General features: G+C 74.2%; 19 protein-coding genes and 1 riboswitch. Of the genes, 7 read left to right on the forward strand and 12 right to left on the reverse strand.

Features of this window, described 5'->3' with window-relative positions; all coding sequences use genetic code 11:
• Nucleotides 1–130: 130 nt before the first annotated feature.
• Nucleotides 131–913, forward strand: a complete 783-nt coding sequence (locus tag ACWDAS_RS06235) for a hypothetical protein (protein WP_450387663.1) — start codon at nucleotides 131–133, stop codon at nucleotides 911–913.
• A 34-nt stretch (nucleotides 914–947) separates the two neighbouring features.
• Here ACWDAS_RS06235 and ACWDAS_RS06240 read toward each other — a convergent pair whose 3' ends face one another.
• On the reverse strand, nucleotides 948–1,625 hold the full coding sequence (locus tag ACWDAS_RS06240) for an AAA family ATPase (protein ID WP_450387664.1): 678 nt from the start codon (nucleotides 1,623–1,625) through the stop codon (nucleotides 948–950).
• Between the two features lie 172 nt (nucleotides 1,626–1,797).
• Nucleotides 1,798–1,898: riboswitch (glycine riboswitch) on the forward strand.
• A gap of 180 nt (nucleotides 1,899–2,078) precedes the next feature.
• Here ACWDAS_RS06240 and gcvT point away from each other — a divergent pair.
• The 4 genes from gcvT to ACWDAS_RS06260 all read left to right on the forward strand — a co-directional run bounded on the left by gcvT (nucleotide 2,079) and on the right by ACWDAS_RS06260 (nucleotide 6,529).
• On the forward strand, nucleotides 2,079–3,191 hold the full coding sequence (gene gcvT, locus ACWDAS_RS06245) for a glycine cleavage system aminomethyltransferase GcvT (RefSeq protein WP_450387665.1): 1,113 nt from the start codon (nucleotides 2,079–2,081) through the stop codon (nucleotides 3,189–3,191).
• A gap of 85 nt (nucleotides 3,192–3,276) precedes the next feature.
• Nucleotides 3,277–3,657: a glycine cleavage system protein GcvH gene (gcvH, locus tag ACWDAS_RS06250; protein WP_450387666.1), complete on the forward strand. Its 381-nt coding sequence runs from the start codon at nucleotides 3,277–3,279 to the stop codon at nucleotides 3,655–3,657.
• Nucleotides 3,658–3,721: 64 nt separating this feature from the next.
• Nucleotides 3,722–4,993 carry a serine hydroxymethyltransferase gene (glyA, locus tag ACWDAS_RS06255; RefSeq protein ID WP_450387667.1) on the forward strand — a complete coding sequence of 424 codons (1,272 nt, stop codon included), beginning with the start codon at nucleotides 3,722–3,724 and terminating at the stop codon, nucleotides 4,991–4,993.
• 153 nt (nucleotides 4,994–5,146) lie between these two features.
• Complete coding sequence (locus ACWDAS_RS06260; protein WP_450387668.1) at nucleotides 5,147–6,529, forward strand: L-serine ammonia-lyase; 1,383 nt, start codon at nucleotides 5,147–5,149, stop codon at nucleotides 6,527–6,529.
• A gap of 84 nt (nucleotides 6,530–6,613) precedes the next feature.
• Here ACWDAS_RS06260 and ACWDAS_RS06265 read toward each other — a convergent pair whose 3' ends face one another.
• The 3 genes from ACWDAS_RS06265 to ACWDAS_RS06275 form a co-directional block, all read right to left on the reverse strand.
• Nucleotides 6,614–6,757 (reverse strand): hypothetical protein, encoded by a 144-nt coding sequence (locus ACWDAS_RS06265; RefSeq protein WP_450387669.1) that lies wholly within the window; start codon nucleotides 6,755–6,757, stop codon nucleotides 6,614–6,616.
• A gap of 49 nt (nucleotides 6,758–6,806) precedes the next feature.
• Nucleotides 6,807–7,400, reverse strand: coding sequence for a malonic semialdehyde reductase (locus ACWDAS_RS06270; RefSeq protein ID WP_450387917.1), 594 nt, complete (start codon nucleotides 7,398–7,400; stop codon nucleotides 6,807–6,809).
• Between the two features lie 565 nt (nucleotides 7,401–7,965).
• Nucleotides 7,966–10,791 carry a helix-turn-helix transcriptional regulator gene (locus ACWDAS_RS06275; RefSeq protein WP_450387670.1) on the reverse strand — a complete coding sequence of 942 codons (2,826 nt, stop codon included), beginning with the start codon at nucleotides 10,789–10,791 and terminating at the stop codon, nucleotides 7,966–7,968.
• A 159-nt stretch (nucleotides 10,792–10,950) separates the two neighbouring features.
• On the opposite strand from ACWDAS_RS06275, the gene ACWDAS_RS06280 reads away from it, so the two are divergent.
• A complete protein-coding gene (locus ACWDAS_RS06280; RefSeq protein WP_450387671.1) occupies nucleotides 10,951–12,465 on the forward strand; it encodes a 4-hydroxyphenylacetate 3-hydroxylase family protein in 1,515 nt (504 codons plus the stop codon).
• Here the strand turns inward: ACWDAS_RS06280 and ACWDAS_RS06285 are convergent.
• The 6 genes from ACWDAS_RS06285 to ACWDAS_RS06310 form a co-directional block, all read right to left on the reverse strand.
• Nucleotides 12,438–14,666, reverse strand: a complete 2,229-nt coding sequence (locus tag ACWDAS_RS06285; protein ID WP_450387672.1) for a LuxR C-terminal-related transcriptional regulator — start codon at nucleotides 14,664–14,666, stop codon at nucleotides 12,438–12,440. The two genes, ACWDAS_RS06280 and ACWDAS_RS06285, sit on opposite strands and share 28 nt — an antisense overlap.
• Nucleotides 14,667–14,781: 115 nt before the next feature.
• Nucleotides 14,782–15,261 (reverse strand): flavin reductase family protein, encoded by a 480-nt coding sequence (locus ACWDAS_RS06290; RefSeq protein WP_450387673.1) that lies wholly within the window; start codon nucleotides 15,259–15,261, stop codon nucleotides 14,782–14,784.
• A 105-nt stretch (nucleotides 15,262–15,366) separates the two neighbouring features.
• Nucleotides 15,367–18,288 carry a BTAD domain-containing putative transcriptional regulator gene (locus ACWDAS_RS06295; protein WP_450387674.1) on the reverse strand — a complete coding sequence of 974 codons (2,922 nt, stop codon included), beginning with the start codon at nucleotides 18,286–18,288 and terminating at the stop codon, nucleotides 15,367–15,369.
• Nucleotides 18,269–19,156 carry a dioxygenase family protein gene (locus ACWDAS_RS06300; RefSeq protein WP_450387675.1) on the reverse strand — a complete coding sequence of 296 codons (888 nt, stop codon included), beginning with the start codon at nucleotides 19,154–19,156 and terminating at the stop codon, nucleotides 18,269–18,271. The genes ACWDAS_RS06295 and ACWDAS_RS06300 overlap by 20 nt, the downstream gene beginning before the upstream one ends.
• The gene (locus tag ACWDAS_RS06305) at nucleotides 19,149–20,252 is read right to left on the reverse strand and encodes a maleylacetate reductase (protein ID WP_450387676.1); all 1,104 of its coding nucleotides are present in this window, start codon (nucleotides 20,250–20,252) and stop codon (nucleotides 19,149–19,151) included. The genes ACWDAS_RS06300 and ACWDAS_RS06305 overlap by 8 nt, the downstream gene beginning before the upstream one ends.
• A 294-nt stretch (nucleotides 20,253–20,546) precedes the next feature.
• Nucleotides 20,547–21,641, reverse strand: a complete 1,095-nt coding sequence (locus ACWDAS_RS06310) for an ABC transporter permease (protein WP_450387677.1) — start codon at nucleotides 21,639–21,641, stop codon at nucleotides 20,547–20,549.
• A gap of 66 nt (nucleotides 21,642–21,707) precedes the next feature.
• On the opposite strand from ACWDAS_RS06310, the gene ACWDAS_RS06315 reads away from it, so the two are divergent.
• Entirely contained in the window at nucleotides 21,708–22,157 is a 450-nt protein-coding gene (locus tag ACWDAS_RS06315; protein ID WP_450387678.1) for a MarR family winged helix-turn-helix transcriptional regulator, read from the forward strand.
• Between the two features lie 156 nt (nucleotides 22,158–22,313).
• On the opposite strand, the gene ACWDAS_RS06320 is transcribed toward ACWDAS_RS06315, so the two are convergent.
• Both ACWDAS_RS06320 and ACWDAS_RS06325 read right to left on the reverse strand, forming a co-directional pair.
• Nucleotides 22,314–23,012, reverse strand: a complete 699-nt coding sequence (locus ACWDAS_RS06320) for an anti-sigma factor family protein (protein ID WP_450387679.1) — start codon at nucleotides 23,010–23,012, stop codon at nucleotides 22,314–22,316.
• Entirely contained in the window at nucleotides 23,009–23,566 is a 558-nt protein-coding gene (locus ACWDAS_RS06325) for a sigma-70 family RNA polymerase sigma factor (RefSeq protein WP_450387680.1), read from the reverse strand. Before ACWDAS_RS06325 ends, ACWDAS_RS06320 begins: the two co-directional genes overlap by 4 nt.
• Between the last annotated feature and the right edge of the window lie 82 nt (nucleotides 23,567–23,648).

The following is a 23,648-nucleotide window of genomic DNA, read 5'->3' on the forward strand; positions in this document are numbered from 1 at the left end:
GGCGGCGGGCGGAAGCGACCCCCGCATCCCGCATCCGTCACGCGGTGCGATCGTCCGGTTGCGAAGCGTCACATCGTTTCCGAAGGTAGGACGGGCAAGGAGAAAACCCTCAACTGGGAGATATCTCAACATGCGCATCACCAGGACCAACTCCACCCTCATAGCGGCGGCGGTCTGCGCCTCGCTGACGATGGGCCTCACCGGCGGTGTCGCGAGTGCCCACGCCCCCACCCGGAGCGCGGCCGTCCAGGTCGAGCACCTCGCCGCCCGCGGGGCGGACACGGGCAACGCCGAACTCATCGCCAAGCTGGGTGACACGCTGTCCATCGGCGCCAAGCTCACCCAGGAGGCCCAGGCCGAGAGCCCCGACTCGGCCAAGCTGGAGGACCTCCGCAAGGGTCTCGAGGAGGCGAGCAGCCAGCTGGCCTCGGTCCTCGACCAGGCTGGTGCGGTATCTCCCGGCGACATAGACCCGTCGGCCCAGGACCCGGCCGTTGCGCAGCCGGGCCTGCAGCCCGGGGACCCCGGCCAGCCGGGTGACCCGTCCGCCGTCGATCCCCAGAGCGGCGGTGAGGGTGAGCGGCGTGCCGCGGACCCCGCCTCCGACGTCAAGGCCGCGCTCGACCAGCTGATCGCCGACGTGACGGACCTGCTGGCCAAGGTGGTCGCCAAGGACCTCGCGGGTGTGACGGCCGGCGTGTCCAAGGTCGTCTCGGACCTGCAGGCCCTGCTGCTGGCGGTGCCGAAGCTGCTGACCGGTGCGCTGCCGGTGACGCCGCCGGTCTCCCTCAACGACCAGGGGGAGCAGCTCCCGCCCGAGGCGCCGCCGGTCCCCCTCAACGACCAGGGGGAGCAGCTCCCGCCCGAAGCGCCGCCGGCGCCGCAGGGCCCCGCGGAACCGCAGGTTCCCTAGCGGTACCGCACCTCCCGCGTCGCGGCCCGGTCGCTCAGCCGTCGAAGTCGATGGCCTCGAGTTCCCGGGCCGCTTCGCGGTCCAGGAGCACCGCGGAGACGCACGCGCCGGGCAGCCGGCCCGCTTCCGCCTCCGCCAGCAGGCGCCGGGAGGCGTTGCGGTGCCGGGCCATGGCGTACGCCGAAACCCCCCGCCCGCGCTCGCGCTGCCCGTCCAGGGCGGTCCGCACGGGGACGTCAAGCAGCACCAGGTGCATCCCCCGTCCGCGCCGCCGCGCGTCGCGGGCGACCCAGGAGCGCACCCAGCGCAGGGTCCCGCAGTCGTGCAGGACGACGCTGTCGCCCGAGCGCAGCGCCTGCCACAGCCCCGCGTAGTGGGCGACCCGCACCAGGGGACGGTAGACGGCGTACGGCAGCAGCCGCGGCATACGCGTCTGCCACCGTTCCCGTACGTCCTGCGAGTCGATCAGGCGGGCCTCGGCCGCCGCGCGCCGCATGAGGGTGCTCTTGCCGCCGCCCGGCAGACCGGAGACGACCAGGACGTCACCCTGCGGGTAGCACAGGGTGCGCACCGGCCTCCGTCCCCGCCTCAGATCGAGCAGCCGGCGCGGCCGCACGGCGCGGCCCCTGCGGCGCGCCTCCCCGGCCCGCGCCGGTACCGGCCGGGACACGGCCGGGCCCCCGGCCGCCGCGTACGCACTCTGCCACCGCACAGTTGCCCTCCGGGTCCGACGTTCAAGAAATGGTAAATCCTGTGTCTTTTCCTACCCAGAGAAACGGCGGCGTTACTACCGGATCGGGACCGGACCGGGACATCCGGCACGCGATCGCGACAACGGCGGGCGCCCGTGCAATGATGGCGGCCTCAATCTCATATCGGCCGTTCGAGGCCGCGCGGGAGAGCTTCCGCACCGCTACGGCGGGCGGGACGCCGAAGGAGCAAGTCCTCCCTTGAATCTCTCAGGCACAGATACCGCGCGTTCGAGGCACATCTGAAAAGCGGGCGAGCCCTCCCGGTCACGGGGGTGCCGCCCCACCCAAGGTGCAAGCCGGGACTCCTCCGCTCGGAGGGTCCAGGTGAACCTCTCAGGTTCCGATGACAGATGGGGAGGACCAGCCCCCGTCATCGCCTTACCTTCCTTTTCCTTGCCTTGGGAGCCCGCCCGATGAGTGAACCCCGCCGTACCGCACTGGACGCGCTGCACCGCGCCCTCGGCGCCACGATGACCGACTTCGCGGGCTGGGACATGCCGCTGCGGTACGCCAGCGAGCGCGACGAGCACACCGCCGTGCGGACCCGGGCCGGCCTGTTCGACCTGTCCCACATGGGCGAGATCACGGTCACCGGTCCGGCCGCGGGCGAGGCGCTGGACCACGCGCTGGTCGGCCACATCTCGGCGCTGGCCGTGGGCCGGGCCCGCTACACGATGATCTGCGCGCCCGACGGCGGCATCCTCGACGACCTGATCGTCTACCGCCTCGGCGACGAGGAGTACATGGTCGTCGCCAACGCCTCCAACGCCCAGGTGGTCCTCGACGCGGTGACCGAGCGCGCGGCCGGCTTCGACGCCGCGGTGCGCGACGACCGGGACGCGTACGCGCTGATCGCCGTCCAGGGTCCGGAGTCCCCCGGCATCCTGAAGTCGGTCACCGACGCCGACCTGGACGGGCTCAAGTACTACGCGGGCCTGCCCGGCACCGTCGCCGGCGTCTCCGCGCTGATCGCCCGTACGGGCTACACCGGCGAGGACGGCTTCGAGCTCTTCGTCGCCCCGGCCGACGCGGAGAAGCTCTGGCAGGCGCTCACCGACGCGGGCGCGGACGCCGGCCTGGTGCCGTGCGGCCTGTCCTGCCGCGACACGCTGCGCCTGGAGGCGGGCATGCCGCTGTACGGGCACGAGCTGACCACCGCGCTCACCCCCTTCGACGCCGGGCTCGGCCGGGTCGTGAAGTTCGACAAGCCCGGTGACTTCGTGGGCCGTGAGGCGCTCACCGAGGCCGCCGCCAAGGCCGAGGCCGCGCCGCCGCGCAAGCTGGTCGGCCTGGTCGCCGAGGGCCGCCGGGTCCCCCGCGCGGGCTACCCGGTGGTGGCCGGCGGCGAGGTGGTCGGCGAGGTCACCTCGGGCGCCCCGTCCCCGACCCTGGGCAAGCCGATCGCCATGGCGTACGTGGACGCCGGGCACGCCGCGCCGGGCACCTCAGGTGTGGGCGTGGACATCCGCGGTACGCATGAGCCGTACGAGGTGGTGGCCCTGCCGTTCTACAAGCGGCAGCGCTGAGGCACCGGTCACATCCGGCACAGCCGTCCCACCTGTCAAGACAGTCGTTCACCAGCACATACCGTCATCCAGGAGAATTCACGCCATGAGCAACCCCCAGCAGCTGCGGTACAGCAAGGAGCACGAGTGGGTCTCGGCCGCCGACGCGGACGGTGTGTCCTCGGTGGGCATCACCGAGCACGCGGCGAACGCCCTCGGCGATGTCGTCTACGTCCAGCTGCCGGCGGTCGGCGACACGGTGGCCGCGGGCGAGACCTGCGGTGAGCTGGAGTCGACCAAGTCGGTCAGCGACCTGTACGCCCCGGTCTCCGGCGAGGTCACCGAGGTCAACGAGGACGTCGTCAACGACCCCTCGCTGGTGAACTCGGCGGCCTTCGAGGGCGGCTGGCTGTTCAAGGTGAAGGTGTCCGAGGAGCCGGGCGACCTGCTCTCCGCGGACGAGTACACCGCCTTCACCGGCAACTGACCGCTCGGGACCTCCCGACCGCTCCGCCCTGTCCACTCCGACCTCCGGACGGATGACCCCCCTGATGTCGCTTCTCAACAGCTCACTGCACGAGCTCGACCCCGACGTCGCCGCAGCCGTCGACGCCGAACTGCACCGCCAGCAGTCCACCCTTGAGATGATCGCCTCGGAGAACTTCGCTCCGGTCGCGGTGCTCCAGGCCCAGGGCTCGGTGCTGACCAACAAGTACGCCGAGGGCTACCCCGGCCGCCGCTACTACGGCGGCTGCGAGCACGTCGACGTCGTCGAGCAGCTCGCGATCGACCGGATCAAGGCGCTGTTCGGCGCCGAGCACGCCAACGTCCAGCCGCACTCGGGCGCGCAGGCCAACGCGGCCGCGATGTTCGCGCTGCTGAACCCCGGCGACACGATCCTGGGTCTGAACCTCGCCCACGGCGGGCACCTGACCCACGGCATGAAGATCAACTTCTCCGGCAAGCTGTACAACGTGGTCGCCTACCACGTGGACGCCGAGACCGGCCGGGTCGACATGGCCGAGGTCGAGCGCCTCGCCAAGGAGTCCCGCCCGAAGCTGATCATCGCCGGCTGGTCGGCGTACCCGCGTCAGCTGGACTTCGCGGCCTTCCGGCGGATCGCCGACGAGGTCGGCGCCTACCTGATGGTCGACATGGCGCACTTCGCGGGCCTGGTGGCGGCGGGGCTCCACCCCTCCCCCGTGCCCTACGCGGACGTCGTCACCACGACCACGCACAAGACGCTGGGCGGCCCGCGCGGCGGCGTCATCCTCAGCAAGGCCGAGCTCGCCAAGAAGATCAACTCGGCGGTCTTCCCCGGGCAGCAGGGCGGCCCGCTGGAGCACGTCATCGCGGCGAAGGCGGTCGCCTTCAAGGTCGCGGCGAGCGAGGAGTTCAAGGACCGCCAGGTCCGCACCCTGGAGGGCGCGAAGATCCTCGCCGAGCGGCTGACGCAGGCCGACGTCGCCGAGGCGGGCGTGTCGGTGCTGTCCGGCGGCACGGACGTCCACCTGGTCCTGGTCGACCTGCGCGACAGCGCGCTCGACGGCCAGCAGGCCGAGGACCGGCTGCACGAGATCGGCATCACGGTCAACCGCAACGCCGTCCCGAACGACCCGCGCCCGCCGATGGTCACCTCCGGCCTGCGGATCGGCACCCCCGCGCTGGCCACCCGCGGCTTCGGCGCGGAGGACTTCCGCGAGGTCGCCGACATCATCGCCGAGGCCCTGAAGCCGGGCTTCGACGCGGACGCGGCCAAGGCACTCGGTGCCCGGGTCACCGCGCTCGCCGAGAAGCACCCGCTGTACCCCGGCCTGAAGTAGCGAGCATCACCCGGTGTGCGGGACCGGCCGTGAGGACGGTCCCGCACACTGGAGCAAGCGCGGCGCACCACCGCCGCCCACGTACCACCCGGCGGCGACCCCGCCGGCCGCCCGCGGACAACGGGGTCCGCGAACCCGAGGAGTCATCGCACCGTGGCCATTTCCGTCTTCGACCTCTTCTCGATCGGCATAGGCCCGTCCAGCTCCCACACCGTGGGCCCGATGCGCGCCGCCCGGATGTTCGCCCAGCGCCTGAAGAACGACGGCCTGCTGGCGGGCGTCGCCTCCGTGCGCGCCGAACTGTTCGGCTCGCTCGGCGCCACCGGCCACGGCCACGGCACCCCCAAGGCCGTGCTGCTGGGCCTGGAGGGCCACTCCCCCCGGACCGTCGACGTCGACACCGCCGACGAGCGCGTCGAGCTCATCCGCAGCACGGGCCGCATCAGCCTGCTCGGCGCCCACGAGATCCCGTTCGCCGCGGACAACGACCTGATCCTGCACCGCCGCCGCTCGCTGCCGTACCACGCCAACGGGATGACGCTCTTCGCGTACGACGAGGCCGGCGTGCCCGTGCTGGAGAAGACCTACTACTCGGTGGGCGGCGGCTTCGTCGTCGACGAGGACGCGGTCGGCGAGGACCGCATCAAGCTCGACGACACCGTGCTGAAGTACCCCTTCCGCACCGGCGACGAGCTGCTGCGGCTCACCCGGGAGACCGGGCTGTCCATCTCCGGGCTGATGCTGGAGAACGAGAAGGCCTGGCGCTCCGAGGCCGAGATCCGCGCGGGCCTGCTGGAGATCTGGGGCGTCATGAAGGACTGCGTCGCCGCCGGCCTGAGCCGTGAGGGCATCCTCCCCGGCGGCCTCAAGGTCCGCCGCCGCGCCTCGGCCACCGCCCGCCAGCTGCGCGCCGAGGGCAACACGGCCGCGCACGCCATGGAGTGGGTCACCCTCTACGCCATGGCCGTCAACGAGGAGAACGCCGCCGGCGGCCGGGTCGTCACCGCCCCCACCAACGGCGCCGCCGGCATCATCCCGGCCGTCCTCCACTACTACGTCAACTTCGTCGCAGGGCAGTCGACGGAGGCCGAGAAGGAGGACGGCGTCGTCCGCTTCCTCCTCGCGGCGGGCGCGATCGGCATGCTCTTCAAGGAGAACGCCTCCATCTCCGGCGCCGAGGTCGGCTGCCAGGGCGAGGTCGGCTCCGCCTGCTCCATGGCCGCGGGCGGCCTCGCCGAGGTCCTGGGCGGCGGCCCGGAGAAGGTCGAGAACGCCGCGGAGATCGGCATGGAGCACAACCTTGGCCTCACCTGCGACCCCGTCGGCGGCCTGGTCCAGATCCCCTGCATCGAACGCAACGGCATGGCCGCGGTCAAGGCCGTCACCGCCGCGCGCATGGCGATGCGCGGGGACGGGCGGCACCACGTCTCCCTCGACAAGGTCATCAAGACCATGAAGGAGACCGGGGCCGACATGAAGGTCAAGTACAAGGAGACGGCGCGGGGCGGGCTCGCGGTCAACGTCATCGAGTGCTGACATGCCGGGCGCCGGGGCACGGGACCGCCTCCTCCCCGTGGCAGGGCATGATGCCAGGCGGCGCCGGGGACGGGGACGCCCGCGTCAGCGGTAGGTGAGGACGACGCCGCGGGCGATGATGGCGCCGGAGCGCAGGGGAAGGGGCAACCCGGTGGGGCCGGTGGGGGGCCGGCGGAAGGCCGCGGCGGCGAAGGCCGGCAGCACCGCGACGAGGACACCGCCGCCCACGGCCGGCGTCGTGGGCGGCGGTGTCGAAACCGCCGCCTCGCGCCGGGGGTCAGACCGTGGTGACGACCTCGTCGTAGCCCAGCCGCGGGCTGCGGGCGAACCAGGCGTCCTCACCCGGGTTGCCGATGTTGACGACGGCCAGCACCGAGTGGTCGCCGTCGGGGAAGAACTCCTTGTTGACGGCCTCGGCGTCGAAGCCGGTCATCGGGCCGGCGGCGAGGCCGGCGGCGCGGACGCCGATGATGAAGTAGCCCACCTGGAGGGCGGCGTTGAGGGCGGCGGACCGCTCGCGGACCGAGCGCTCGGCGAAGAACACGTCCTTGGCCTGCGGGAAGTGCGGGAAGACCGTGGGCAGTTCCTCGTGGAACTCGTTGTCCGCGGCGAGCAGGGCGACCAGCGGCGCGGTCTCGGTCTTCTTCTTGTTCCCCTCGGCCAGGTGCTGCACCAGGCGTGCCCGGGCGTCGCCGGAGCGGACCAGGACCACCCGCAGGGGCTGCTGGTTCATCGAGGTCGGGCCGTACTTCACCAGGTCGTAGATGTCCTGGACCTGTTCGTCGGTGACCGGCGTGTCCGTGAAGGTGTTCGCGGTGCGGGCCTGGCGGAAGAGCAGGTCCTGGGCGGCGGAGTCGAGCACGAGCGTCATGGCGGTTCCTCTTGTCGGTGGGGGTGGTACGGATCGGGGCGTGGGGCGACGGCCGGGACGGGCACCGGCGCACCACAACTGGGCGGCGGCGCCCAGCAGATAGACGGCGGTGGCGGTCGTCCCCACCAGGCCCCACAGCAGGTACCGGGACAGACCGCGGGCCAGCAGCCGGCTCAGCAGGGCCGCGAGGCCGGCCGTGGGCAGGTGCAGGGCGGCCCATACGGGGGTCGCCCCCGGTGCCGCGCGGGTCAGCAGCCTTCGGGGGCCGCCGTGCGCGGCGGCACCCACCGCGACGAACGTGAGCGTCGCGCCGGCGAGCAGCGCGAGGGCGTCGCCGGCCGAGGGGGCGCCCCGTGCGGACGACGCGACCGCGGTGGCCGTCCACAGGGTCAGGGTGTAGCCGTAGGGAGCCGATCCCGCCGCCACGACGCCCTGGAGACGGGCGCGGTATCCGTGCGGGGTCGTCATGGGTCGATCACTCCCGGTCCTGGACGGGGCGGCCTCCGGGTCGGAGGTCCGCCCCACCACCAGCATCGGGAGGGCCGCAGACGGGGGCATCACCCATTCAAGGGATCTTCGGGCTCCCGTGCCGCTCCACGACCAGCCGGGTCAGCTCGACCCGGGTGTTGATGCCGAGCTTGGTGAAGACGTGCTTCAGATGGGTGTTGACGGTGTGGACGGAGAGGTAGAGGCGGTCGGCTACGGCCCGGTTGGTGAGTCCCTCCGCGACGAGGGGCACCACCTTGAGCTCGGAGTCCGTCAGGCTGTCCCAACCGGAGACGGCGGCCGCCCGGCGGGGCGGCGCGGAGGTGCGCACCCCGAGGTCGCGCAGGTGGTGGCGGACGCGCTCGGCGTCATGGACGGCCCCGGTCCCGGAGTTGAGCCGTACGGCCTCCTCCAGCGCCGCCACCGCGTCGGCGTCGCGGCCCCGCGCGGTCATCAGGGTGCCCAGGTCCTCGCAGGCGGCGGCCAGCGCCGGGAGTCTGCCGGCGCGGCGGTGCCCGGCGACGGCCGCCTCCAGTGCCGCGGGGTCGCCGCGCAGGAGTCCGTCGACGTGGTCCCGTACGGCGGCGATCACGCCCTGGCCCGCGTCCTCTCCGGCCGCCGCGCGTACCGCCTCCGCCGCTGCCTCGGCCGTCGCCCGGTCGCCGCCGCGCAGTGCCGTGCGGACGAGGCGGGCCCAGTGGCCGGGCGGCAGGGCGAGGAGCCACGCGGTGCGGTCGCCCGCGTGGATGCCGGTGAGGGCCTCGGCCGCGGCGGCGGCGCGTCCCTCCGTCTCCAGGACCCGGGCGCGGGCGAGCGCCGTCCACGGGTCGTGGGACGTCCTGCCGGGTGTGGCGGCCGTCGCGGCCCGCAGATGCGCCCGGGCCCGTGCGAGATCGCCGCGCGCGGTGTCGACGAGGGCCAGGACCGCACGGGCCAGCGGTACGGCACGGGCGGCCTCCAGTTCCCTGGCCACGGTGAGGCAGGCCTCCGCCTCCACCGCGGCGTCGTCGAGCGCGCCGCTCTCCAGGAGGACCGTCGCCCGGCAGGCGTGCCAGTGCGGCAGCGACCAGCCGAGGCCGAGGGACTCCGCGGCGCGCTGTCCCTCGCGCAGCACCCGGGGGGCGTCCTGCAGCCGGTCGGCGGAGGCGAGGACGGTGGCCAGCCACAGCGCCGGGATGCGGGGCGGCCGCAGGCGCAGTCCGTCGGAGGCCGTGGCGGCGCGGCGGGCGGCGCTCTCGGCGAGGCCGAGGGCACGGGTCACCCGGCCGCGGTAGAAGGCCGTCTGCGACTGGAACACCATGGCGCTGACGACGACCGCCGGGTCGGTGCTGCGGTAGGCCGCCTCGACGAGTCCGGTGTCCGTCCGCTCGGCGGCGGCTATCTCGCCGCTGTGGATGTGCCCGGTGGCCTTGGCCTTCAGCAGCCGCACGCGCAGGTCCTCGGGGAGGCCGGGCAGTCGCAGCGCGCGCCGCAGTTCGCCCATCGCGGCCGCGTCGTCGCCCGCCGCCTGGAGGATCTCGCCCCCGACCAGCCGGAGCGCGGCCTCCTGGACGGGTTCCACCCCGTCCGCGATGGTCACGTCGACCAGTTCGAGAGCCTCGTGCACCCGGCGGGTCCAGCCGAGCAGTTCGGCCGCGTCGGTGAGCAGTCCGACGCGCCGCGGGTCCCGTACGGGCAGCAGGCCGGCCGCCAGCCGGGCGAGGTCGGCGGCGGACTCGGGGACGGTCCGCGACAGCTCGCGGACGGCCGTGCTCAGGGTGTGCACCGCGGCGTCGTCGACGGTCCCGCCGGCGAGGACCAGGTGCCAGGCCACCTCCGCCCGGGATCCCCCGGTGTCGCGCAGGATGTCCGCCGCCTCCCGGTGCAGGGCGGAGCGCACGGGCAGCGGGAGGCCGTCGTGGACGGCCTGGCGGATCAGGTCGTGGCGGAAGGCGAATCTGCGCCCCGCGCTGACCAGGAGATCGGCCCCGAGGACGCCGTCCACCGCGGAGAGCAGCCCGCCGACCGGCCTGCCGAGCATGCGGGCGACCGTGCCGAGGTCGAACTCGCGGCCCAGGACCGAGCCGATCTGCAGCAGGCGTACCGCGTCCTCGGGAAGCGGGTCCAGGCGCCGCTCGACACTGCGCCGGAAACCCGCGGGCACCTCCTGGGTGAGGGGGGTCGCCGTGCCGCCCTCGACCTCGACCGCCTCGGTGTCGCGCAGCGCCCGCAGGAGTTCGATCGCCAGGAAGGGATTGCCGGCGCTTCCGTCCAGGAGCCGGGCCAGCGCCGGACCGGGCGCCGCCCCGAGGACGTCCGCCGCGAGCTGCCGCAGGGCCGGCGGCGGGAGCGGGCCCAGCGTCAGCCGCAGGGCCCCCAGGTCCTGCAGGCTCCCGATCATCCGGGTGACGTCGGGCCGGTCGGCACCGGAGCGCACCGCGGCCGCCCACAGGACCCGTGAGGCGGAGAGCCGCGCGGGCAGTGTCCGCAGCGCGAAGAGCGTGGCGGGGTCGGCCCACTGGGCGTCGTCGACGAGGACCGCCACCGGTGCCTCCTGGGCGCGGGCCTCCAGGGCGTCCGTCATGCCGTCCAGCAGCCACAGCCGGCTGTCGGCGGAGGCGTCCGGGGCCCGGCCGCCGCCCGCGGGGCCGTGCACCGCTGCGTGCAGCGCGGCCAGCGGCGCGTACTGGTCGAGTTCGTCGGCCCGCACCCACAGCACCTCGAACCCGGCGCCGTCCGCCAACTCCCCGAGGTGGGAGAGCAGTCCGCTCTTGCCCGCGCCCGGGGCGCCTTCCATGAGTACGCACGCTCCCCGCCCGCGGAGCACCCCCTCCAGGGTCGCGCGCAGGGCCGCGAGCTCGCCGTCGCGGCCCCGCAGCGGCAGGGAGTCGCTCGCGCGGGGGGCCGCGCCGTCGCCGTTGAGCATGCCGCAAGGGTGCCCCCGCGGACCCGCTCCCCTCAACGCCCGCAGGGCTGTGACCGGCGTTTTCACCCGGGGTGATTTCCGGCGGCGGAGCTCCGCCTCACCCCGTCGGGGCGCAGGCTCCGGACCGTCCAGATCTCGTGTCTCGGAGAGGAGCACGACGTGCGTACAGGCAAGGAATACCTGGCGGCACTCGACGACGGCCGGAAGGTGTGGGTCGGCGACGAACTCGTCGACAACGTGGCCACGCACCCGGCGACCAGGGCGTACGCCCGGCGGATCGCGGAGTTCTACGACCTGCACCACCGCCCGGACCTCGAGGAGGTCATGACGTTCGTCGACGAGGACGGCGTCCGGCGGTCCATGACGTGGTTCCAGCACCGCAGCAAGGACGACCTCAAGCGCAAGCGCCGCTACATGGAGACCGTGCTGCGCGAGCTCGGCGGCGGCGCGACCCCGCGCACGCCCGACGTCAACAACTACGTCCTGCTGACGTACGTCGACGACCCGGAACCGTGGAGCAGCCAGTCGGTGGGCACCGGCGGCCGGGACCTCACCGAGGGGATCCGGGACTTCTGGAAGGTGGTGCGGGACGGCGACCTCAACGCGACCCCGGCCTTCGTGGACCCGCAGACCGACCGCTCCCGCGAGTCCGCCCAGGCGGAGTCGCCGGCGCTCCAGGTCGTGGCCACGTCGGACGAGGGCATCACGGTGCGGGGCGTGAAGGCGATCGGCACCGGCGCGGCCTTCGGCGACTGGATCCACATCGGCGTCTTCTACCGGCCGGGCATCCTGCCCGAGCAGGTCATCTTCGGCGCGGTCCCGCCGAACGCACCCGGTGTCACCATCATCTGCCGGGAGAGCAACGTCCGTGACGGCGAGGACGTCGAGCACCCGCTCGCCTCGCAGGGCGACGAGCTGGACAGCGTCATCCTCTTCGAGGACGTGCTGATCCCCTGGGACCGGGTGTTCCACATCGGCAATCCCCAGCACGCCTCGCTGTACCCGCAGCGGGTCTTCGACTGGCTGCACTACCAGGCGCTGGTCCGCCAGATGGTGCGCGCCGAGCTGATGCTGGGTCTGACCCTGCTGATCACCGAGCACATCGGCACGTACCAGCTGCCTCCCGTCCAGGCGCGGATCTCGCAGTTCGCCGGCTTCCACCAGACGCTGAAGGCGCATGTGATCGCCTGCGAGGACGAGGGCTTCACCACCCCGGGCGGCCTCTACAAGCCGAACGTCCTGATGTTCGACTACGGCCGGGCGTACTACCTGGAGAACATCGCCCGCATGGTGAACGAGGTCGTCGACCTGGCGGGCCGCGCGTCGCTGATCTTCCCCACCGAGGGTCAGTGGCAGCGTCCCGAGCTGCGGCCGTGGCTGGAGGCACTGCAGACCGGACCGGTCGGCAGGCCGCACGACCGGCTGAAGATCAGCCGGGTGATCCGCGACCTGTTCCTGTCCGACTGGGGCGACCGCATCAGCACCTTCGAGAACTTCAACGGCACGCCCCTGCTGGCGATCCGGACGCTGACGATGAAGCGCGCCGAGCTGTCCCCGCGCGGGCCGGTCGCCGATCTCGCCCGCAAGGTGTGCGGCATCGACAGCGGCGAGGAGGCACAGGACACCGCGTACACGGCCCAGGCCGACTACGCCCGCCGGCAGGACGCCTCGTAGTGGGTGCCGGGCCCGGGGTGCAGGACGCCCCACTCCCGGGCCCGGGCCACCGCGCCGCTGCGGCTGTGCGTGCCGAGCTTCCGGAAGACCGAACTGACCTGGGTCTTCACCGTGTTGCGGGAGACGTGGAGTTCGGCGGCGATCTCCCGCAGCGTCAGCGGGCCGCACAGCGCGCGCAGGATGCGGCGCTCCCCGGGTGACAGCTCCCGCGCACGCGGCGGCACCTCGGACACGGCCGGGCCGGGCGGGAGGGCGCGCAGGCGCGCGAGCAGCCCGCCCAGCGCCTGCGGAGTGTCCTGCGCCTGCTCCGGGAGGGGGCCGCCGTCCCGGCCGGGTCGCCGCAGGGCCGTCCCGAGGACGCGGGCCAGGGCCCGCAGATGCGGCTCGCCGCCGCGGGCGCAGACCGCCACCGTCCGCTCCGCGCGGGCCAGCGCCTCGCCGGCCTCCGTGGCCGCGGCGTCCTCCAGCAGCAGTCCCGCGTCGCACAGGTGGGCGGGCGCGGTGACGAAGTGGCCGGTCAGGCCTTCGGAACGGGCTGCGCCGAGTGCCTCGTCGGCGAGCGCGCGGGCTCGTCCCCGGTCACCGGTGAGATACGCGCACAGGGCCCGGGAGCCCAGGGCGCGGACGAGGACCAGCGTGTGCCGGGCGCCGTGCGCGTCACGGACCGCCTCGTCGAGGCGGGCGTCCGCCTCCTCCCAACGCCCCTGCCACAGCAGCGCGGTTCCGCGGGCGACGCAGGCCAGCGCCCGCCAGGGGGTCAGCGGGGCCGGGCGCGGGGCGTCCGCTTCGCCGGCCGGGGCGGCGGAGCCCGTCTCTCCCCTCAGACAGCGCACGAGCGCGTGGGCGACGGCCGCGGCCTCGGCCACGGTGCTCCCCTCCCCCACGGTGCCCGCGCCGGGCGGCCGGGCCAGCGCCACCTCCAGCCAGCGCGCGGCCGCCTCGGCGTCGCCCTGCGACAGCTCCGTCATCGCCGCCACGACGCACATCCGGGCGTCGGCGCGGACCGTGCGGGCGGGCAGCAGTGCGAGCCACCCCGCGACCTCCGGTGCCCGCCCCGCGGCGATGGTGTCCTCCCAGGCGTCCAGGACGGTCCCGACCGCGCCGGCGGGATCGCCGGACCGTACGAAGTGCCGTACGGCGGCGGTCGTCTCGCCCTGCCCGCGGTACCAGCCGGCGGCCGCCCGGTGCAGCGCGGCGCCGCCGCCCGGCCGCTCGGTCTCCAGGACCTCGGTCAGCAGGCCGCGCAGCGCGCGGTGGTGCCGGTACGCCCCCGGTGCGGTGCCGGAGGGCACCAGGAACTGCACGGTACGGGCCAGATCGCGCAGCAGGACGCCCGCGCGGTCGGTGCCGGCGACGGCACGGCAGGATTCGGGGCGCAGTTCGTCGAGCACTGCGGTGCGCAGCAGGAACGAGCGCTGCTCGGTGGTGAGCCGGTCCAGGACCTCGTTGGCGAGGTAGTCGGCGACCGCGCGGGCCGCGGCGCCCCCGGGCCCGGCGCCGGCGCCGGTACCGTGCATGCCGTCGGCGGAGGCGCTTCCCATGAGGCACAGGCCCGCCGCCCATCCCTCGGTGAGGTCCCACAGCCCGTGCGGCGACCGCTCGTCCGCCAGCAGCGCGGCGGTCTCCTCGGGGGTGAACCGCAGGTCGTCCGGGCCGAGTCCGGCGACCAGGCCCCGGGCACGCAGAGCCGGCACGGGCGCCCCGGGCACGTGCCGGGTGGCCGGCACCACCCGTACCCCTTCGGGCAGCGCGGTCAGCAGGTCCCCCAGGCTGCGCAGGGCGGCGGCGTCGGTGAGCCGGTCCACCCCGTCCAGGACCAGGGTGAGCGGGGCCGCGCCCGCGAGGCCGGCCAGTGTCCGCGGCAGCAGGTCCTCCACCCAGACGTCCCGCGTCCAGGCCCCGGCGGGCGGGGGCGTGGGCAGCCCCGGCCGGAACGGCCGCAGCGCCCGCAGGATCCCGGCCCACAGGCGCGCCGGGGTGTTGTCGTACGCGTCGAGGCCGAGCCAGGCGACGTGCGCGCCCCCGGCCTCCAGCCCGCGCGCCCAGTCGGCGAGCAGCACGCTCTTCCCGGCCCCCGGCGGCGCCGAGACGACGACCACGGGTTCGGTGAGGGCGTCCAGCCGGCGCAGCAGCCGGGGGCGCGGCACGAACCGCCGCGGCCGCGCGGGCGGACGGAGCTTGTGCTCGGGAACGGTGCTCATGGTGCCTCCCGTCGGGCCGGACGGATCGGGTCCCCCGGCGCCCGGCGGGCACGACGGGTGCACCGGGCACCGGGGGACTTGTGGGGGGAGTTCGCGGGGCGCGGGGATCGGGCGGCTACCTCATGCCGCCGAACCCGCCCGCGAAGTACAGCAGCGGACGGCCTCCCGTCCTGTGCGCGAAGTGCCGAGCGTCGCCCACGAAGATGGTGTGGTCGCCCCCGGGCAGGGCCTGCGAGACGTCGCAGACGACCGTGGCGAGGGCGTCCCTGAGCACGGGCACGCCGTGGTCCTCGTCGACGTCGACGCCGGCGAACCGGTCGGGTACCGGCGAGGAGAAGGAACGGGCCAGGTGTTCGCCGTCCTCGCCGAGGACGTTGACGGCGAAGCGTCCGTGCTCGGCGATCGCGGTGCGGGTGAACAGGTGGTTGCCGATGCAGACGATGAGCTGCAGCGGGTCGAGCGACAGGGCGGAGACCGCGCTGGCCGTCATGCCGACGGGCGTGCTGCCGGTCCGTGTCGTGATGACGCTGACCCCGGTCGCGAGGTGGCCCATCGTGGCCCGGAAGGCGAGCGTCATGTCGAGGGTTTCAGTCATGGGGGACCTCCGAGAAAGGAGAGCTGAGCCCTGGTGGCCGATGTGCACTGTGCGCCGCGGCCTGTTAATGCCGGGGAAACCGCACTGTGGGCGTGGGTTCACCGGTCATCTGCGCAGCCGTTCGACCAGGCGTCTCATCTCCGCCGACGGCCGGATGCCGAGGTCCGCCATGGCCCGCAGGTAACCCCGGTACAGCTCCAGGAGTTCGTCGTCGTCCCCGGCCGCCTCGGCGCCGGCCAGCGCCAGCCGCCAGGCCTGTTCCCGGTACGGATCGCGTTGCAGGGCCGCCGCGGACAGCTCACGGGTCTCCCTGATCCGGCCCAGGCGCAGGGCCGCGGCTGCGGCGTCGACCTGGGCCTGGGTGAGGGCAGCGTCCAGTTCCTCCCGCCGGGCGTCCAGCCACGGGGTGGAGACGCCCTCGAAGTACGGTCCGCGCGCGGCGGTCCGCACGGCCTGCAGCAGGGTGCGGAGCCGGTGTTCGCCGTCCTGCCTGCCCGCCTCGGCCAGCAGCCGCTGGAAGGTGCCCGAGGAGGCCGCGGCGGCCCCGGCGGGCGCGAGCCGGTAGACGTCGCCCTCCTGGAGGAGTTCCACGCTCTCGGGGAGCACCTCCCGCAGCCGGTACACGGCCTGCCGCAGATAGCTGCGGCCCGCGGCGTCGCTCCGGCCGGGGAAGAGGGTGGCCAGCAGGGCCGGGCGCCGGGCGGTGGCGCCGGGCCGGGTGAGCAGGAAGGCCAGCATCTCGGTGCTCTTGCCCAGCCGGGGGTGCGCCTCCCGTCCGTCGGCGGACAGCCGTACGGTGCCGAACTCCTCGAGGGTCACCCGGGGTGAGCCGGACGCGCTGACGGCCCGCCCGGAGGACAGCACCGCCACCAGTTCGTGCCAGGGCGAGGAGTGCGAGGGCTCGGCGTCGGCCCGGCGCACGGCGACCGCGGGCATGTCGTCCAGGGCCTGCAGGAGCAGATGCCGTCCGCCCTGGGCACCCGCGACGTCCAGGGCGAGGTCGGCCGCGGCGTCGGCCGCGTCGGTGTCCCCGGCACGCCACATCGCCTCGCTCAGGTAGACGGCGGCGGTGGGGAGTTCGAGCAGCCGGTCGCCCGCGGTCATGTCGGCGACCACGGCGGCCAGTTCGCGGGAGGCCTCGGCGTCCCGGCCCGCCATGAGCAGTTGCAGGCCGCGCCAGGTGGCGGCCAGTTCCCTGGTGAAGGCATGGCGGGCGCTGCCGCGGCGGGCGGCCGCGGTGAGCGCCCGTGCGGCGCGCGGGAGGTCGCCGTCGAGGCGCAGGGCGAGCTTGGCCTCCAGCAGCAGGCTGAGGATCTCGTAGACGCGCGATCCGGTCGCGGCGATCGCCTCACGCCCGGCCTCCAGCGCGGTCCACGCCTCCTCGCGCCGTCCGAGGTCGGCCATCAGCTCGACGTCGTCGATGGCGGTGAGCCAGACCGGCCGGGGCCCGTCGCCCAGCGTCGCGTACACCTCCCCCGCCTGCGAGATGCGGCCCGTGGCGCGCAGGGCCGCGACCGTCCAGGGGGCACCGGTCGCCCGGTGCCAGGCGCCGCGGGGGGCGGTGTCGTCCTGCAGTTCGGCGAGTCTCCCGCCCATGTAGGCGACGCGCATCAGCATCACCTCCACCGGGCCCGCGGCGTCCGGCCTCAGGTCCGGGAGCGGGGCGAGGGGGCCGCCGTCGGCCAGGGCCATGAGCGCGGCGGCGATGTCGCGGTGGCGGCCGGGCGGCATGGTCCGCAGCATCTGCCCGGCCTCCTCGATCCTGCCGGCGTGCCAGAAGCACCAGACCAGCAGTGCCAGGTCCTCGGTGCCGCCGGGCTGTTCCGGCAGTCCGCCCCACCACGACCGTCCGTGGTGGTCGGCCAGTCGCAGCCCGCGCCAGCACTGTTCGCGGCCGAAGGCGACGCGCAGCGCCGCGGAGGCCAGTCCCGGCGCGGGCGGCCCGGGCACCGGCCGCATCCGGTCGAGCCAGCTCTCGGCCGTGGCCAGGTCCAGCCGGTCGAGGATGCCGGGCAGGACCGCTTCGGCGGCGCACCGGGCGGCCGCCGCCTCGCCGGCCATCAGCAGTTCCGTCACGGCCTCCTCGTGGCGGCCGGCGGTCTCCAGCAACACGGCGTGACGGCGGCGCAGTTCGCGCAGGGCACCGGCCTCCATGGTGTCGGCGCGCTGCCGCAGGTACCGGCGGAACCGCGGCAGCGCCACCATCCGGTCCCCGTCGGGGGACCAGCTCAGCGGCAGGCCGCGCCCGCGCAGAGAGGCCAGGACCCGGTCCGGGGAGGACAGCCCCAGGGCGTTCGCGGCGTCGGCGGTCACCTCCTCCAGCAGGCTCGTGGCGACCAGCAGCGTCACCTCGGCGTCGGTGAGCTGCCGCAGCAGGTCGGCGGCGAGGAGGTCGAGCCTGCCGGAGGGGGCCGGGGGTTCGGTGGCCCACCAGTCGTGGAGGACTCCGGTGGCCCAGCCCCCGGTGGCCTCCACCCTGAACCGTGCCTCCCCTTCGCGCCCGTCGGGGCGCAGGGCGCGCGCGGCCTCCGAGACGTCGAAGGCGAGGTCGGCGTCGTCGAGGAGGGCGACGCGGTGGAGGTCGCCGAGGCCTCCGACGCCCTGCGCCGGCCCGGTCCGGGAGACGAGCACCAGCCGCAGGTCACGGGGTGGTTCGGCGACCAGAGCGGTGAGCGCCCGCTCGGCGGCGGGGCGCCCCGTGAGGTGTTCGAGGCCGTCGACGACGAGCACGGACGCCCCCGCGCCGGGAGCGGGCACGGCCGCCGCGAGGCGGTCGCGGAACGCCTCGCCCGCGCTGTCGCCGGCCGGGAGCCCGCCGGGCCCGATCCAGCCGACCGGGCCGGGCAGGGCCCGCGCCGCCTGGAGCACCGCGGTGGTCTTGCCCGCTCCGGCCCGGGCCGCCACGACGAGTACGGCGTGCCCGGCGAGCGCCTGCAGGACCTTGCGCGTCACCCGCGGCCGGGGGGTGACGCGCGCCGGGAGCCCGGGCAGGGCCGAGTGCCGCCCGTCAGGGGTGCCGCGGGTCATGAGCCGACCGTCCCGGCTCGAGCACGAAGGTGTGCCGCAGCAGGGTGTACGGCTCGTCGGTCCCGGTGGCGAACGGTCCGCTGCCGGCCGGATGGGTCGCGTACTCGGCGACGAGCGACTGCTTGACGCCGAAGACCGGGTCCTGGTCGAGGTAGGCGTCGTCGGAGGGGAACAGCATCGTGGTCACGCGCTGGAACCCCGGTGCGGCGATCCTCAGGTGCAGATGCGCGGGCCGCATGACGGACCGGCCGGTGGCCCGCATCATCTCGCCGACGGTGCCGTCGTCGGGGATGGGGTACGAGGAGGGGCGGATGGAACGGAAGCGGAAGCGGCCGTCGCCGTCGGTGCGCAGCAGGGCCCGCATGGCGGGGTCGGCGAGGCCGGGGACGTCCACGTCGTAGTGGCCGTCCGCGTCGCTGTGCCAGACGTCGACCTGGGCGTCGGCGACCGGTGTCCCGTGGTCGTCGGTCACCAGCCCCTCGAAGAAGAAGGGCGTGCCCGGCAGTCCCTCGGAGATGTCGGCGCCGTCGGGCAGGGCGGGGCGGTCGTCGCGGAAGAAGGGCCCGAGGACGCTGTTCTGCGTCGAACCGGCGGAGCGCCGGTTGCCGAGCGCGTCGACCAGCATCGTCACGCCCAGCACGTCGGAGAGCAGGATGAACTCCTGCCGTGTGGCGCTGCACTTCTGCCCGGTCCTGGTGAGGAAGTCCACGCCTCGCGCCCATTCCTCCTCGGTGAGGCCGGTCTCGCGCACGAAGTCGTGGACGTGCCTGACCAGCGCCTGGAGGATCTCGGCGAGGCGGGCGTCCTTGGCGTCCCGCACCGTGGCGATGACCGCCTCGGTGATGGTGTCGTCCGTGAGGTCACGCATGGCGGGCTCCCGTGGGGTCGTCGGAGTGGTGGGGGGTGGCCAGGGGCGGTTCGCCCGCCCAGGCCCGTTCGAGGAGGTCGCGCACGGCGTCCCGGTGCACCGGCCGCGGGTTCCAGTACCCGTCGCGGACGACCAGGTCGGCGGCCTCGCGGATGCCCGACTCGGGCATGCCGAGGTCCTTCAGCGCGCGGGGGGCGCCGAGCCGGCCGGCGAATCCGAAGACCGCGGCGGCGGGATCGGCGCCGGGCAGCGCCCGGCCGATCCGGGCCATGGCCGGGGCGGCCGCCGGGGCGTTGTACGCGATGACGTGGGGCAGCACGACGGCGTGGGTCTCCGCATGGGGCAGGTCGAAGGTGCCGCCCAGGACGTGGCACACCTTGTGGTGCAGTGCCATGCCGACGGTGCCGAGGCAGGTGCCGGCCAGCCAGGCGCCGTAGAGGGCCGTGCCGCGCGCCTGCGGATCGGCGGGATCGCGCAGGATCGCCGGCAGCGCGGCGGCGAGGGCGTCCAGGGCCTCCCCCGCCGCGAGGAAGGCGAGCGGGTCCCGGTCCTGGGCGTACAGCGCCTCCACGGCGTGGGCCATGGCGTTCAGCCCGCTCACCGCGGCGACGTGGGCAGGCAGGGTGAGGGTGAGGTCGACGTCGTAGACGACGGTCCTGAGCAGCACCTCGGGCAGCCGCCGGGTGGTCTTCGCGCCGCCCTGGGTCTCGCCGAGGATGGGCGTCATCTCGGAGCCCGCGTAGGTGGTGGGGAGCGCGATGTGCGGCATTCCGGTACGCAGGGCGACGGCCTTGCCCAGGCCGATGGCCGAGCCGCCGCCGACGGCGACGACGCAGTCCGCGCCGGCCGCCCGGGCGGCGTCGACCGCCTTCTCGGTGACGGCGACGGGAGTGTGGGGGGCGGCCCCGTCGAAGACGCCGGAGGCGAGCGGTCCGAGCAGCTCGCTCGCCTCCTGGGCCTGGCCGGTCTGCCCGGGGGTGCACAGCACCAGCGCCCGGCCCCGGCCCAGCGCCCTGACCTCGTCGGCGACACCCCTGCGCGTTCCGCTGCCGAAGACCACTTTCGTGACCTGTCCCCGATGCACGAACGACTTCATGGCTGTTCCTCGCAAATTCTTTACGGGAATCGGAGTCTCACGGGCCGCGCGATGACGCGTCAATGAATCGTCCGCATGATGACGCGCCGTCGGCTCCGAATACCGCGTTCGAGCGACGGCTCATGCAACTGGCAGGTCAGGGGCGCTTGCGATATCCCTCATCCGGGCGATGCACGCGACGGGGAACGGGGCGAGAATGCATTCCTGAAACCCCCCGGACGCAATTCACCGCGGTGTCCGCGAATGTCCGGAGGGAATGTCTTGAGTGACCGGGGGTGCCCGAGTCCGCGCCGCTCAGCGGGTGGCCGCGTGGACGATCCCGGAGGTCGCCGCGATGCGGTCGAGCAGGTACATGGTGCCCACGCACGCCGCGATCCAGCAGCAGAGGATGATCACCCCTCGGGTGAGGCCGTCGTGGTGGAAGTAGGCGAGTCCGTCCATGGCGCGGACGCCGACACCGGCCGGCATCACGGAGGCCAGTGGCTGGAGCCAGCCGGGCAGGAAGGACGGCGGCAGGACGCCGCCGCTGGTGGCGTTCCCCATGATGAGCATGAAGATGGAGCCGAGGGGGACGCCGACCGGGCCGAAGATGCGGATGAGCGCGACGGTGGCGGCGCCGACGGCCCCGGCCATGAGGGTGACGACGCCGAAGATCCCGAGGAAGGAACCGGGTATCGCACCGAAGGCCGTACAGGCGATCAGGGCGGTGGCCAGTCCGCCGATGACGGCGAAGAGAGCGAGGCTCAGGACACGCTGGTTGAAGGAGAGCCGTGGAGCGACCTGGTAGGTCATCTGGCCGAAGAGGAAGCCGGCCAGGACGAGGCCGAAGGAGGCGTAGAAGACCGAGAGGCCTCTGCTGTCGCCGTCGGACAGCGGGAGGATGTCGACCACCGGGATCTTGTGCCCCTCTCCGTGCGGGACGGCGGCGAGCGGGGTGACCAGGGCGGAGACGGCGGGGCCGTTCGCACCCGCGTAGACGACCTTGGGCTTGCCGCCGTCGGAGAGGTAGGCCGCGTAGGCCTGCCGGTGCTCGACGGCGTTCCGGGCCGACGCCGCGTCGGGGTAGCGGTCGATCTGGAAGGCCTCGGGCGCGATGCGCTGCAGCCGGACGTCGAACAGTGCCGCCGAGTGGTCCGAGGCGACGACGGCGACGGGCAGCCGGTGCGCCTTGGGGGTATGGAAGGCGGCGAGGAAGACGGATACGAAGGCGAGCCCGACGGCGAGCACCGTGATCACCGGGCTGATCACGGCCCGCGATCCGGTCAGCCCGGGACGGGCGGGCGGGGCGTCGGTCTGCGGCCCCGGGACGTGCCGGTGCCGATGACGGTGGCGCGACGGGTTCGGATCCGCCGGCGGGTGCGCATCGGTGATGATCACTGTGTCGGCCACGGAGAAGCTCCTCCCGATATGTAAGCTGACTTATATAAGTTAACAGACAAAAGGAAGGTGCCCGGCATGCCTGTGGGCGACCCGAGCAAGCGCGTCGGCTATCTGATCTGGCAGCTCTCACAGGCGTACGCGCTCCGCATCGAGCAGGCGCTCCGCCCGCTGCAGCTGACCCAGGCGCAGTTCAGCGCCCTGATGCGGCTCGGCATGGACGGGGCCACGTCCGGCGCGGAACTGGCCCGCCGCTGCGGGGTGACCGCCCAGTCCATGGGCACGGCCGTCCAGGGGCTGGCCGAGCGCGGGCTGGTCGAGCGGCGGGCCCATCCGACGCACGGCCGGATCATCGAGATCAGCATCACCCCGGAGGGCGAGGAGCTGGCGATCCGCGCCCAGCAAACCCTCATGCCGGCCGAGGAGGAGGCGCTGGCCCCCTTCACCGCGCAGGAACAGGCGCGCCTGCGGGCCGATTTGAGGCGGATGCTGGCGACGCTCAACCCGCACGCCCTCCCAAGTGATTGAACCTTCAGATGTTGAAAATCCAACCGTTCCTACGGGAAGCGGCACGCGCGGCCCGACGACATCGCGCTGCTGCTCGCCGGCCGGCCCACGGCTGACTCCGCCCGGGCGAACGCGGCACCGGGACACCCCTCCCCGGTGCCGCGTCCCGGACGGCGGTCAGAGCTCGGCCGTCACGTAGCGCTTGCCGGCGGCGTTCTCCACGACGACCGCGGCGACGTCCCCCGGGGACATCGCCGCCGAGCCGTCGAGGCTGACGCCCCGGCCCTCGCCGGCCGCCGACACCACCCAGCTGCCCGCGATCTGCCGGCTGCCGTCCCGCGCCACCACCACGAGCAGGCAGTGCTCCCCCGCCGGGATGCCGCTGACCGCTGCCTTCAACCGCACCCACTCCGTGGCCGGGGTGAGCCGCACCGCCAGCCGGGCGCCGGTCGCCGGGTCGGTGGCCGAGGCGGCCCGCGAGGGGCCGGGCGCCGAGGCGGCGACCGGTGGCCGGACGGCGGGGTCGCCGCGGTGCTCCCCGGTCAGCACGCCGCCGTAGAAGAGGGTGGCCGCCACGGCCGCCGCGGCGAGCCCGGCGGCCGCCCACCGGCGGCGGCGCGCGCCCGCGCGCTCGGCGCGCACCTGACGCAGCGTCCGCTGCAGCAGCAGGTCACCGCCCCCGGGCGGGCCGTCCAGGAAGGCCTCCGGCGGGACTTCGCCGAGGGCCTGCTCCATGGTGCGCAGCTCGTCGAGTTCGGCCCTGCAGGGGTCGCAGGACGCGACGTGCTCGTCGACGGCGCGGACCTCCTCCTCGTTCAGCGCGCCCAGGACGTAGGCGGTGAGCGCCTCGTTGTCGTGCCGCTGTCCCGTACTCATGCCGCCACCTCCCGCATCGCGACGGGCTTGTTCAGACAGAAGTCGCGCAGCGCCTTGAGTGCGTAGTGCGACCGGGACTTCACCGTGCCCGGGGGGATGCCCAGGGCCTTCGCCGCCTCGGCCACGCTCTGCCCCCGGAAGTAGATCTCGTAGAGCACGTCGCGGTGGTCCGGGGAGAGCCGTTCCAGGGCCTCCATGACGACCACGGAGTCCACCACCGCCTCCGCGTGGTCCCGCTCCACCGGCGGGGTGGCCGGCGACTCGGCGACCTCCGTGGGACGGGCGGCTCTGGCCCGGTGGCGGTCGGTGATGATGTTCCGGGCCACGGTGAGCAGCCAGCCGCGCACCGAGCCCTTGCCGTTGAGCAGCGCGTCGGGGTGACGCCAGGCGCGGATCAGGGTCTCCTGGACGACATCCTCGGCCGCGGCGCGGTCGCCGGTGAGGCGGGTCGCGTACGCGAGCAGGGCTCTGCCGTGTTCCTCGTAGAGCGCTCTGACGAGCGCCTCGTCACTCGTGCCCCGGCTCTGCCGAGCGCGGGACCGCAATGCCGCCATCCACTCACTCCGTCCGCTCACCGACCGTGCCGCGGTGCCTTCAGGCAGACACGGCCGCCGCCCGGGCCGGGTTCAGGTGAGC

The organism is Streptomyces sp. NPDC001070 (genome assembly GCF_053598835.1).